The organism is Inquilinus sp. OTU3971 (assembly GCF_038440215.1).
Genome location: NZ_JASATH010000075.1, coordinates 23,435 through 34,514 on the forward strand (window position 1 = coordinate 23,435; position 11,080 = coordinate 34,514).

10 protein-coding genes and 1 tRNA gene are annotated in these 11,080 nt (G+C 70.6%); 4 read left to right on the forward strand and 7 right to left on the reverse strand.

The window, feature by feature from the left end; all coding sequences use genetic code 11:
* Nucleotides 1–2: 2 nt before the first annotated feature.
* Nucleotides 3–809, reverse strand: a complete 807-nt coding sequence (locus AAHM41_RS19355; protein ID WP_342238210.1) for an HpcH/HpaI aldolase family protein — start codon at nucleotides 807–809, stop codon at nucleotides 3–5.
* Between the two features lie 128 nt (nucleotides 810–937).
* Here AAHM41_RS19355 and mnmA point away from each other — a divergent pair, with 128 nt between their 5' ends.
* The 3 genes from mnmA (at nucleotide 938) to AAHM41_RS19370 (ending at nucleotide 3,420) form a co-directional block, all read left to right on the forward strand.
* Nucleotides 938–2,065 carry a tRNA 2-thiouridine(34) synthase MnmA gene (gene mnmA, locus AAHM41_RS19360; RefSeq protein ID WP_342238211.1) on the forward strand — a complete coding sequence of 376 codons (1,128 nt, stop codon included), beginning with the start codon at nucleotides 938–940 and terminating at the stop codon, nucleotides 2,063–2,065.
* Between the two features lie 36 nt (nucleotides 2,066–2,101).
* Nucleotides 2,102–2,404: an SCP2 sterol-binding domain-containing protein gene (locus tag AAHM41_RS19365; protein WP_342238212.1), complete on the forward strand. Its 303-nt coding sequence runs from the start codon at nucleotides 2,102–2,104 to the stop codon at nucleotides 2,402–2,404.
* A gap of 101 nt (nucleotides 2,405–2,505) precedes the next feature.
* The gene (locus AAHM41_RS19370; RefSeq protein WP_342238213.1) at nucleotides 2,506–3,420 is read left to right on the forward strand and encodes a DMT family transporter; all 915 of its coding nucleotides are present in this window, start codon (nucleotides 2,506–2,508) and stop codon (nucleotides 3,418–3,420) included.
* On the opposite strand, the gene AAHM41_RS19375 is transcribed toward AAHM41_RS19370, so the two are convergent.
* Together AAHM41_RS19375 and AAHM41_RS19380 are read right to left on the reverse strand one after the other, a co-directional pair.
* Nucleotides 3,417–4,730: a M16 family metallopeptidase gene (locus AAHM41_RS19375; RefSeq protein ID WP_342238214.1), complete on the reverse strand. Its 1,314-nt coding sequence runs from the start codon at nucleotides 4,728–4,730 to the stop codon at nucleotides 3,417–3,419. The genes AAHM41_RS19370 and AAHM41_RS19375 overlap by 4 nt on opposite strands.
* 19 nt (nucleotides 4,731–4,749) lie before the next feature.
* Entirely contained in the window at nucleotides 4,750–6,183 is a 1,434-nt protein-coding gene (locus AAHM41_RS19380; protein ID WP_342238215.1) for a M16 family metallopeptidase, read from the reverse strand.
* A 122-nt stretch (nucleotides 6,184–6,305) separates the two neighbouring features.
* On the opposite strand from AAHM41_RS19380, the gene AAHM41_RS19385 reads away from it, so the two are divergent.
* Nucleotides 6,306–6,380 (forward strand) — tRNA-Met (locus AAHM41_RS19385).
* 634 nt (nucleotides 6,381–7,014) lie between these two features.
* Here the strand turns inward: AAHM41_RS19385 and AAHM41_RS19390 are convergent.
* The 4 genes from AAHM41_RS19390 to AAHM41_RS19405 form a co-directional block, all read right to left on the reverse strand.
* Nucleotides 7,015–8,298, reverse strand: a complete 1,284-nt coding sequence (locus AAHM41_RS19390) for an ABC transporter substrate-binding protein (protein ID WP_342238216.1) — start codon at nucleotides 8,296–8,298, stop codon at nucleotides 7,015–7,017.
* Nucleotides 8,299–8,318: 20 nt separating this feature from the next.
* Nucleotides 8,319–9,152 carry a carbohydrate ABC transporter permease gene (locus AAHM41_RS19395; protein WP_342238217.1) on the reverse strand — a complete coding sequence of 278 codons (834 nt, stop codon included), beginning with the start codon at nucleotides 9,150–9,152 and terminating at the stop codon, nucleotides 8,319–8,321.
* On the reverse strand, nucleotides 9,142–10,035 hold the full coding sequence (locus AAHM41_RS19400) for a carbohydrate ABC transporter permease (RefSeq protein WP_342238218.1): 894 nt from the start codon (nucleotides 10,033–10,035) through the stop codon (nucleotides 9,142–9,144). The genes AAHM41_RS19395 and AAHM41_RS19400 overlap by 11 nt, the downstream gene beginning before the upstream one ends.
* Nucleotides 10,036–10,112: 77 nt before the next feature.
* On the reverse strand, nucleotides 10,113–10,970 hold the full coding sequence (locus AAHM41_RS19405) for a TauD/TfdA dioxygenase family protein (RefSeq protein ID WP_342238219.1): 858 nt from the start codon (nucleotides 10,968–10,970) through the stop codon (nucleotides 10,113–10,115).
* Nucleotides 10,971–11,080: the final 110 nt, after the last annotated feature.

Consider the following 11,080-nt stretch of genomic DNA (forward strand, 5'->3'; position numbering starts at 1 on the left):
GGTCAGTAACCGCCGCCCTTGGTTCCCTTCCCCGCGCCCTCGCGATAGGCCTTCCAGGCGGCCACCGAGTCCGACGCGGCCTGGCGCAGATAGGGCACGTCGCCGCCGCCGGTGACCATGCGGTAGTCGCGGTCGAACAGCTCGGCCCAGGTGGAGGCGGAACTGGGCACGGTGCCGAGCGGCGTGCCGGTCGGCCGCACCGCGTCCTCGATCTGCCTGACCAGGTCTTGCACCCGCGGGTCGTGCAGCTGCTCCAGCAGGCCGATCGACCCGCCGAGGTCGTTGACGCCGATGAACACCATGTCGATGCCGTCGACCCCGGCGATCGCCGCGGCCTCGGGCACCGCGTCCTTGGATTCGATCTGGGCCAGCAGCAGCAGGTTGTCGTTGGCCTTGCGCATGTAGTCCGGCTCGAAGCCATAGGTCGAGGCGCGCACGGCGCCGGCGGCGTAGCCGCGCCGGCCGGCCGGCGGGTACCGGCAGGCGCGGACCAGCGCCTCGGCCTCGGCCGCGCTCTCGATCATCGGCACCATCAGGCTGTCGGCGCCGGCGTCCAGCACGCGCTTCAGCCAGACCGGATCATGCGCCGGCACCCGCACCACCGCCGGCGTGTCCGACGCCTGCACCGCGCGCAGCAGGCCGATGGTGTCGTCGATGCCGCCGGGCCCGTGCTCGGTGTCCAGGATGACGAAGTCGTAGCCGGCATGGGCCATGATCTCCGCCACCGTGGGCGAGCCGCTGCCGACCCAGGCGCCGAACAGCTTGTCGCCGCGGCGCAGCCGTTCCTTCAACCGGTTGGGGCGAAACATTCTTGGTTCCCTCCTTGCGTTGGCCGGAGTGTAGGACCGCCGCGTCATGTCGGACAATAACCGCCGCGCATGCCGCATGTGTGCGGCGGGTTTCGGAATCCGGCGGCGATCCCTATATTCTGCCCGCCATGAATTCACTCGGTTTCGACAAGCCCCCGGCCGCGACGCGCGTCGTGGTCGCCATGTCCGGCGGCGTGGACAGCTCCGTCGTCGCGGCCCAGCTTGCCGAGCAGGGCTACGACGTGGTCGGCATCACGCTGCAGCTGTACGACCACGGCATCGCCATCCAGAAGAAGGGCGCCTGCTGCGCCGGGGCCGACATCTACGACGCCCGCACCGTGGCCGACCGCATCGGCTTCCCGCACTATGTGCTGGATTACGAGAGCCGCTTCGGCCAGGCGGTGATGGACGATTTCGCCGACAGCTACTTGCGCGGCGAGACGCCGATCCCCTGCATCCGCTGCAACCAGCGGGTCAAGTTCCGCGACCTGATGGAGACCGCGCGAGATCTCGGCGCCGACTGCCTGGCCACCGGCCACTATGTCCGCCGGGTCGAGGGACCACAGGGTCCGGAGCTGCACCGCGCCGTCGATTCCGGCAAGGACCAGAGCTACTTCCTGTTCGCCACCACGGCCGAGCAGCTGGACTTCCTGCGCTTCCCGCTGGGCGGCAGCAGCAAGGCCGAGACCCGGGCCGAGGCGGTGCGGCTGGGCCTGGTGGTCGCCGACAAGCCGGACAGCCAGGACATCTGCTTCGTGCCCGAGGGCCGCTATGGCGAGGTGGTGGCGCGGCTGCGCCCCGGCGCGGTCGGCCCCGGCGAGATCGTGCATCTCGACGGCACCGTGCTGGGCCGGCACCAGGGCATCGTCCACTACACCATCGGCCAGCGGAAGGGCCTCGGCATCGGCGGCCGCAAGTCGAATGACGAGCCGCTCTACGTCGTCCGGCTCGACCCCGAGACGAAGCGCGTGATCGTCGGCCCGTGGTCGGCGCTGGCCCGGCACAGCGTCGCCCTGACCGAGCTGAACTGGCTGGATCAGGCGCCGGGCCCGGAGGGCCGGGTGGTCGAGGCCAAGCTGCGCTCCGCCCAGGCGCCGGTGCCGGCGACGGTGCGGCTGACCGGCCCGGATGCGGCGGTGCTGGAGCTGCATGCGCCGCAGCACGGGGTGGCGCCGGGACAGGCCGCCGTGCTTTATGACGGCGATCGCGTGCTCGGCGGCGGCTTCATCGCCCGGGCCGAGCGCGCCGCCGCCTGACCTCACCGATTCGCGGACAGAAAGGACACTTTGCCCATGTCGCTCGACGCCCTCGCCGAAGCCGTGCGCGGCCGCGCTGCCGGTGGCCCCGCGCTCGACGCCCGCGTCAAGTTCAACCTCGGCGCCGACGGGTTCATCGTGCTGGACGGCACCGGCCCGGCGCCGGCCGTGTCAATCGGCGACGCCCCGGCCGACGTGACCCTGACCATGAAGGCGGAGACGCTGCAGCGGATGATCGACGGGTCCCTGAGCCCGACCATGGCCTACATGACCGGCAAGATCAAAGCCAACGGCTCGCTGACCGTCGGCATGAAGCTGGCAGCGCTCCTCGACGACTGAGGGCCGCAGAGCCCCGACACTTCGACGGAAACCGCAGCGTCCGCGCGCGACAGGTGCCCACGCGCAGGGCATGGTCGGGCCACCCATCGAGGAGGCCCCCCATGTCCGTATCAGCCGCCGAGCGCCCGCCGGTCACCGACTACCTGCTGCTGGTGCTGCTCGCCACCCTCTGGGGCGCTTCCTACAGCTTCATCAAGCTCGGCGTCGCCACCATCCCGCCGGTGACGCTGATCGCGGCCCGGACCGTGATCGCCGGCGCCATCCTGCTGCTGGTGCTGCGGCTGCGCGGCGTCCGCATGCCGACCGACGCCCGGACCTGGCGGCTGTTCGCGGTGCAGGCGCTGGTCAACAGCACCATCCCCTTCGTGCTGATCGCCTGGGCCGAGACTCGGGTCGATGCCGGGCTGGCGGCGATCCTGAACTCGACCTCGCCGATCTTCACCTTCCTGTTCACCTGGGCGGTGACCCGGCACGAGGCGGTGACCGGGCGCAAGCTGTTCGGCATCGCCGCCGGGGTTGCCGGCATCACCCTGGTGATCGGCCTCGACGCGCTGTCCGGCGCCGGGCAGGAGCTGCTGCCGCAGCTGGCGATCGTCGCCGCCACGGTGTGCTACGGCATCGCCGCCATCTTCGGCCGCAACTTCAAGGGGCTGGACCCGATGGTGCCGGCTGCCGGGTCGATGCTGTCCGGCGCCGCCATGCTGATCCCGCTCAGCCTCCTGCTGGACCGGCCCTGGACGCTGGCGCCCTCCGCCGCCTCGCTCGGCGCGCTGGCCGGGCTGGCCGTGGTCTCGACCGCCCTGGCCTTCGTGCTCTACTTCCGGCTGATCGCCTCGCTCGGCTCGGTCGCCACCATGGCGCAGGCCTATCTGCGGGTGCCCGTGGGCGTGGCGATCGGCGTCTTCCTGCTCGGCGAGACCCCGGCGCCGACCGCGCTGTCCGGCCTGGTGCTGGTGGTGATCGGCGTCGCTGCGATGACCTTGCCGGCCCGGACTCGGAAGGCCCAGCCGGCCTAGCTGGCCGGCGTTCCCGCCACCACCGCGGTCGGATCCTTGACCTGCAGCACCCGGGCGGCCACCGCCTTGACCCGGGCCGGCGTCACCGCCTCGATCAGGCCGGGATACTTGTCGATGAAGTCCCGGCCGCGGCCGGCGAGCTGCAGCGACAGCACATAGGACGCCAGGCTGTCATGCGAGGCAAAGCCCAGCGGGTAGCTGCCGATCAGGTAGCTCTTCGCCTCCGCCACCTCCTGCTCGGTCGGGCCGTCCTTCGCCAGCCGCGCGATCTCGTCCCGGATCACCGACAGGCTCTCTCCCGCCTTGTCCACCCGGGTGCCGGCGGTGATCAGCAGCAGCCCGGCGTGCTTGAGCTGGATGGTATCGCTGTCGACCGAATAGGCCAGGCCGCGCTGCTCGCGCACGGCGCGGTAGAGCCGCGAGGTGAAGGTCGAGCCGCCGAGGATGTGGTTCATCACGGTCGCCGGGAAATAGTCCGGGTCGTCGCGCCGCGGCGCCGGGACGCCGAGCTGGATCGATGCCTGCGACACCGCCATCGGCACCGTTTCGGTGCCCTTGGCGGCGATCTCGATCTCCGGCACCGGCATGCGGTCGCCCTGGGCCGGCAGGCCGCCGAAGACGCGGTCCAGTGCCGGCCCGAGCGTGGCGGCGTCGATGTCGCCGACCACGGCCAGGCGCAGCCCGTCGCGGGCGAACAGGCGGCGGCGCAGATCCTGCAGGTCGGCCGTGCCGATCGCGGCGACGCTGTCCTTGGTGCCGATCGACGGCCGGCCATAGGGATGGCCGGGGAAGGCGGCGGCGGACCAGCGGTCGTCGGCGATGGTGCCGGGGTCGTTCTCCTGGAAGTTCAGCTCGGCCATGCGGCCGGCCTTGATCCGGTCGAAATCGCCCTGCGCCAGCCGCGGCTCGGCCAGCGCCAGGCGCAGCAGCTCGAAGGCGGCCTCGCGCTCGGTGGTCAGCGTCTTCAGCCGGCCGCTGCTGTAGTCCTGCGAGGTGGAGAAGCCGAGCTGGATCGAGCGGTCGGCCAGGGCGGTCTTGAAGCCGGGGGCGTCGTAGGGCCCCGCCCCTTCGGTCAGCATCTCGCTGAGCAGCGAGACCAGGCCGGCCTTGCCGTCCGGGTCCTGGGCGGCGCCGCCGTCGAAGGAGAAGGACATGGTGACGGCCGGCACGGTGTGGTCCTCGACCAGCCAAGCCTCGATGCCGCCGGGGCTGACCACGCGGTCGATCGTGGTGGCGGCGGCGGGCAGCGTGGCGGCGGCGAGCAGCAGGCCGGTCAGGGCGGCGCGCAGCGGGGAAAGCATCGCGTTCATCGGCATGGTCCTCGCGCGGTCAGGGCTGCTTGGCCTGGGTCGCATTCGCCGGCCGGGTCAGAAGCCCGGTGACGGAGCGCGGCGGCTGCAGGTAGGTCCGCGCCGCCTGCTGCACATCCGCGGCCTTGACCGCGGCGATGCGGCCAGGCCAGCCCTGCACGTCGGCGACGCTGCGCCCCAGCGCCGCCGCTTCGCCGAAAACCCGGGCCAGCGCCCCGGGATCGGCCTGGCCGTAGATGGCGCCGGCCAGCAGGCGGCGCTTGGCCCGCGCCAGCTCCTCCTCCGGCACCGCCTCGTCGCGCACGCCGGCGAGCACGGAATCCATCGCCGCCTCGAGATCCGGCAGGGCCACGTCGCCGCGCGGCACGGCGTAGACGGCGAAGGGGCTGTAGTCGAGCGCGTCCGGGTCGTAGCCGGCGCCGGCCATGGCCGCCTTGCTTTGCTCGGTCACCAAAGCGCGATAGAGGCGGCCGGTCTCGCCCGACAGCACCGCCGCCAGCACCTGCAGCGCCGCGGCCTCGCCCGGCGCCGCGGTGACCTCCGACGGCGCCAGGTAGTTGCGGCGCAGATAGGGCTGGCCGGCGCGGGCGTCGGTCAGCTCCAGCCGCCGCGGCGCCGGCGGCGCCGGCTCCTGCGGCCGCACGCGCGGCGGCGGCTCGGCCCGGCGCTTGACCGGCCCGTAGATCTCCTCCGCCTGCGCCTTCACCGCGGCGGGGTCGACATCGCCGGCGATCACCACCGTGGCGTTGTTCGGCGTGTAGAAGCGGTCGTAGAAGGCCAGCGCGGTCTCGCGCCGCAGCGCCTCGATCTCCGACGGCCAGCCGATCACCGGCGCGCGGTAGGGGTGGTTGAGGTACAGCATGGCGTTCATCGCCTCGCCGAGGCGCGACGACGGCTCGTTCTCGATCCGCATCCGCCGCTCCTCCAGCACCACGTCGCGCTCGGCGTTGACCCGCTTCTCCTCGAGCACGAGGTTCTGCATCCGGTCGGCCTCGTAACGCATCACCAGCGGCAGGTTCTGCTTGGCCACGGACTGGTAATAGGCGGTGTAGTCGGCGGTGGTGAAGGCGTTCTCGACCCCGCCGATCGCCGCCAGCTCCTGCGAGTACCCCTGCGGATGCGAATTGGTGCCGTGGAACATCAGGTGTTCCAGGAAATGGGCGATGCCGGACTGGCCCGGCGCCTCGTCGGCGGCACCGACGCGGTACCACACCATCTGCGTCACCACCGGGGCGGTGCCGGCCGGGATGACGATGAATTGCAGCCCGTTGCCGAGGGTGAAGCTCTGGGCCTGCGGCGCGATCCGGAGGTCGTCCGGCAGCGGCGCCGGGGCCGCCAGCGGCGGAGCAGCCGTTGGTGAAGCGGGGGGCGCGGCGTCCTGGGCGAAAGACGGCGCGGCGACGATGGCGCTCAGCACGAAGGCGGCAGCCAACCGGCGGATGGGAAGGGGCATCGCGGTCATGCCTCTAGGTACCGGAAGCACGGCCGCTGCCGCAAGCGGAGGCGGCGTGCTGCGACACTGTCCCGGGCGGCTTGACAGGGGCGGCGGCGGGCGCGTATACGCTCGGCCCCGATGGCTGGGTAGCTCAGTGGTAGAGCAGGGGAATCATAATCCCTTGGTCGGGGGTTCAAATCCCTCCCCAGCTACCATCGAATTTCCCGAGCGTTCCTGCGGATTTCCGCGACGGGACAAGGGTTTGCAAGGCGGAGAGACCGGTCCCGGTTCTCCGCCTTCTTCGTTTGCGTCTGTTCTTCTCCGCAAGCGCGAAGAAGGAGTAGGCATACCGTCCGTCGGTGGGCTGGTGCCGATCTCCCGACCAGCCGGTTGCCGCCGGAAGGTGAACTATGCCGAGGACGGCCGCGGGCCTAAGCTTTTCCCAGGAATGAGGTGAGCCGGCATCCCCCGCCAACAGGCCCTCAGTTCCCTACACGGGACCGGACAGGTCGCCCTGACCTCCAAGGGGGCAGCCTGTCCGGTCCTGTGACCATTCCGCCGAGGCCGGCGCCTCGATCCCGCGCTCGAAACCGGGCTCCCTCCAACGCCGTAGCCGGCATGTCCGGATGGCCGCCTGTGTCGAGGCCGGCCCCGTCACCTACGCTTGTCTCGGGGAAGGGTGGCTGCGCCGCAACACGGCTGCCAGGCCCCGCATGGGGCCGGGCGGATCGCTGACCGGGAGGGATGAGGCATCTGTCCGGCCCCATGTCGCCGCCACCGGCAGCCGGAAGAGGGCCAGATCCCGGAGGAAACGGAGATCAAGACCAACCGCCAGGGTCTCCGCCGCGATCAGGCCGGCAGCAGCGGGGCGACGCGTTCCTGGATCGCCGCCACCGCCTCCAGAGGCGATTTGCGGCCGAGGACTGCCAGCTGGACCTCCTCGAGGAAGGTCGCCTGGGCGCGCACCGCCTCCGGGAAGGCCGGGAAAGCCGGGCGGGCCTTGGCCAGGGCCGCCGATTCGATCTTGGCCAGCGGCTGCGCCGCGGCGAACTCCGGGTCGGCATAGGTCGAGACGCGGACCGGGCCGTTGCCGTTGCGCGCCGCCCCGAGCGTCACCGCCTTGCTGGAGACCGCCTTGATGAAGCTCCAGGACAGCGCCTTGTCGGTCGAGTTCGCCGGGATCGCCATCGCCCAGGATTCGACCACCGCCGCCATGCCGGTGGCGGCGGGCAGCGTCGCCGAGCCGGGGAACGCCACCGCCTTGATCTTGCCCGGGACCGAGGACTGCTCCGGGTTGTTGAGCTGGGCGAAGCGGGCGAAGGGCAGCACGCCGAAGGCGGCGCGGCCCTGCTGCAGCCAGGTCACCATGTCGTCGTTGCGGGTGTTGGCGTAGCTGCGCGGCAGCGCGCCCGCCTGGAACAGATCGGCCAGCACCGCCAGCCCCTTCTCCATCGCCGCCGGGTCGGGCAGGAGCTTGCGGTCGGTGCTGATGAAGTCGCCGCCGAAGGCGCGGGCGAACATCACCGGGAACACGGCGAGGTCGCTGGCCAGGATCATCCCGACCACCCGGTTTCCGGCGGCGGAGGTGAAGGTCAGCTTCTTGGCCTGCTCGACCAGCTCCTCCAGCGTCGCGGGCGGGGCGCTGAAGCCGGCCTCCTCCAGCAGCGCCTCGTTGTAGAACAGGGCCTGGGTGGCGTGCCGCACCGGAATGCCGGCCAGCTTGCCGTCGACGGTCACGGCGCGGCGCAGGCCGGGGGCGATGTCGTCGATGTCCTCGATCGGGTCGGACGCCTGATAGCCGTCGAGCGGCTCGAACAGCCCGGCGATCTGCGGCGTCATCCGGTTGTCGATGAGGTAGCCGACATTGAAGCCGGTCTGGCCCAGGCTCGCCTCCCGGAACAGCCGGTCCTGCAGCGGATTGCTGTCGAGGGTGGTCCAGGCGATCTCCGCCCCCACCGCCTGGCGCCAGGGGGCGATGACGTCGCCGGCGGCGCCCTTGGTCAGCACGTTCTGATGCACCAGATGCGACAGCACGTTCAGCGTCTTGGCCTGGGCCAAGGCGGCCCGTCCCAGCGCCATGGTCGCGGCGCCGGCCACGGTGCCGGCGAGCAGGCTTCGCCTTGTCAGCTGCATGGTCTTCCTCCCTGTCTTGTTCATCCCTTGGTGGCGCCGGCGGTGAGGCCGGCGACCAGGAACCGGTTCATGGCGATCACGAACAGCAGCACCGGCAGCAGCTGGATCGTGGCCGCGGCGAACAGCACGCCCCAGTCGACGCCGTCGACCGAGCTGATCATCTCCGACAGCACGAAGGGCGCGGTCTTGGCGCGGGTCGCGGTGAAGATGAAGGCGAACAGGAACTCGTTCCAGGCGAACACGACGACGAAGACCGCGACCGCCAGCATGCCCGGCGCGGCGAGCGGCAGGACGATCCGGCGCAGCACGGTGAGCCGGCTCGCCCCGTCGATGATCGCCGCCTCGTCCAGCTCACGCGGCACCTGATCGATGAAGGTGCGCATCAGGATCGTGCCCAGCGACACGAAGAAGGTCGTGTACAGCAGGATCAGGACCAGATGGGTGTCGTTCAGCCCGAGCAGGTTGACGATCGGGAACAGCGGCAGGGTGACCACGATCGGCGGGATCAGGCGCACACCGATCAACAGGTAGACCGAGCCGGCGAGAAACCGGCCGCGGTGCCGCGAATAGGCATAGCCGGCGAGCGAGCTGACGGCGACGGCCAGGACGGCGGAGCCGGCAGTGACGATCAGGCTGTTGACCAGTCCGTCGAAGAAGCTGCCCCAGCGCTGCCAGAGATGCTGGTAATGCAGCAGCGTCGGCTCGAACAGCAGCTTGGGCGGCACCGCGAAGATGTCGCGGCCCGGCTTGAACGACGACAGCACGATGAAGGCGATGGGCAAGATCGACCAGGCGACCACTGCGGCGACGGCAACGGCCTTGCCGGCCTTGACCAGGAGGCGGTCAGCGCGCATCGACCGCCATCCCCTTGCGCAGCCGCAGGATATAGGCGGTGGCCAGCAGCAGCGAGACTACGACCATGATCCAGGCGGTGGCAGCGGCGGTGCCGAAGGAGTTGTAGCGGAATGCCTCGAGATAGAGATAGACGGCCACCACCTCCGTCGTCCGGGCCGGCCCGCCCTGGGTCAGCAGCCAGATCTCGGAGAACAGCCGGAAGGCGAAGATGTAGCGGAACAGCATGGCGATCAGGATCGCCGGCGCCAGCAGCGGCAGGGTGATGGTGCGGAACAGCTGCAGCGGCGAGGCGCCGTCCGCGCGCCCGGCCTCGTACAGGTCCTTCGGGATCGCCAGCCGGGCGGCGTAGAGGATCACGAAGGTGAAGGGCAGGTGCAGCCAGATGGTCAGCAGCCCGACCAGGACCAGCCCGTGCGACGGCACGAAGGTCCAGTCCAGCGTCGGCAGCCCGAGATCCAGCAGCGCGTTGGTCACCGGGCCGACATCGGGGTCGAACAGGAAACGCCACATCGCCGCCGCCGTCACCTCGCTGATCGCATAGGGCGCCAGCACGATCACGAGCAGCAGGCGCCGCGCCGGCAGGCCGCTGGCGAACAGGAGGGCGATGCCCAGGCCGAGCAGCAGCTCGAGATGCACGGCGACCGCCACCACGGCGACGGTGTTCAGCAGCGACCGCCAGAAATAGCCGTCGCCGAGCACGCGGAGATAGTTGTCGAAGCCGACGAAGCTCGCCGCCTGGCCGAAGCTGGAGGCCTGGAAGCTGAGCCAGAGCACGAAGACCGAGGGAATGACGATGACGCCCAGCACCAGGACGTGCACGGGCGCGACCAATGGCAGCGCCCCCGCCAGCCCCTGTCGCAGACCCTTCCTGCGTGCTTGCATTCCGCCTCCCGGGCCGTTCTTGGTCGGGGACGCCGCCTGCCCTGGCCCTGGACGGCGGCGGTGTTCGATGGGGGCCTTCAGGCCGCCGCAGCGAGCGGCTCGCGGCCTTCGACGGTGGTGCGATACATCACCCGGCGATAGCCCGGATAGTCGTTGATCGCGGTGTGCAGCACGAAGGGGTTGTTCCACATGCCGAGCGTCCGTGGCGCCCAGCGCAGGCGGCAGTGAAACTCCGGCCGCGTCGCCCTGGCCATCAGGAAGTCGATCAGCGGCCTGCTCTCCTCCTCCGTCATGCCCTTGAAATGGGTCAGGACGCTGCTGACGAAGACGTAGCGCCGCCCGGTCACCGGATGGGCACAGATCACCGGGTGCTCGACCGCCGCGTTCTCGATCGCCGCGACATCCGCGGTGACGCCGAGCCGCTTCTGCATCGCGTTGATCGCGAACACGCCGCGCCCGCTGTGGATGCCGGTCAGGCCTTCGAGGATCGCGACCAGCCGCGGCGACAGCGACTGGTAGGCCTTCTCCAGGCTGGTGAAGCAGGTGTCGCCGCCGACCGGCGGCACCTCCTCGCCATACAGCATGGTCACCCCGGGCGGCTTCGCCAGCCAGGCCAGGTCCATGTGCCAATCCTCGCCGATCACCTTTCCGGTGTCGTCGGGCTCGCGCACGAAGCGGACGATATCCTCGAACCCGTCCATCGGGGTGTGCACGGGGTTGCCGCTGAACGGCCCGAAGCGGCGGGCCACCTGCTGCAGCGTGGCGGGAACGAGGTCCTGATCGCGCACCGCCAGCACATGGTACTCGTGCAGGGCGCGCAGCACCTCCGCGAAGGTTTCCTCGGGCGTCATCCGCAGGTCGACGCCGATGATCTCCGCCCCCAGCGCGCCGGTGAACGGCCGAAGCTCGAATTGCGTGAAGCGTTCGTCCCGCATCCCCTGCCCGCCTCCCTCGATGGCCGCGCTCTCTCGCCGGCGCAGCACTGACTTACGTGTAAGTAAGTACATCGCGACGAAAGCACCGTCAACGGGTCTCGATGATCAGC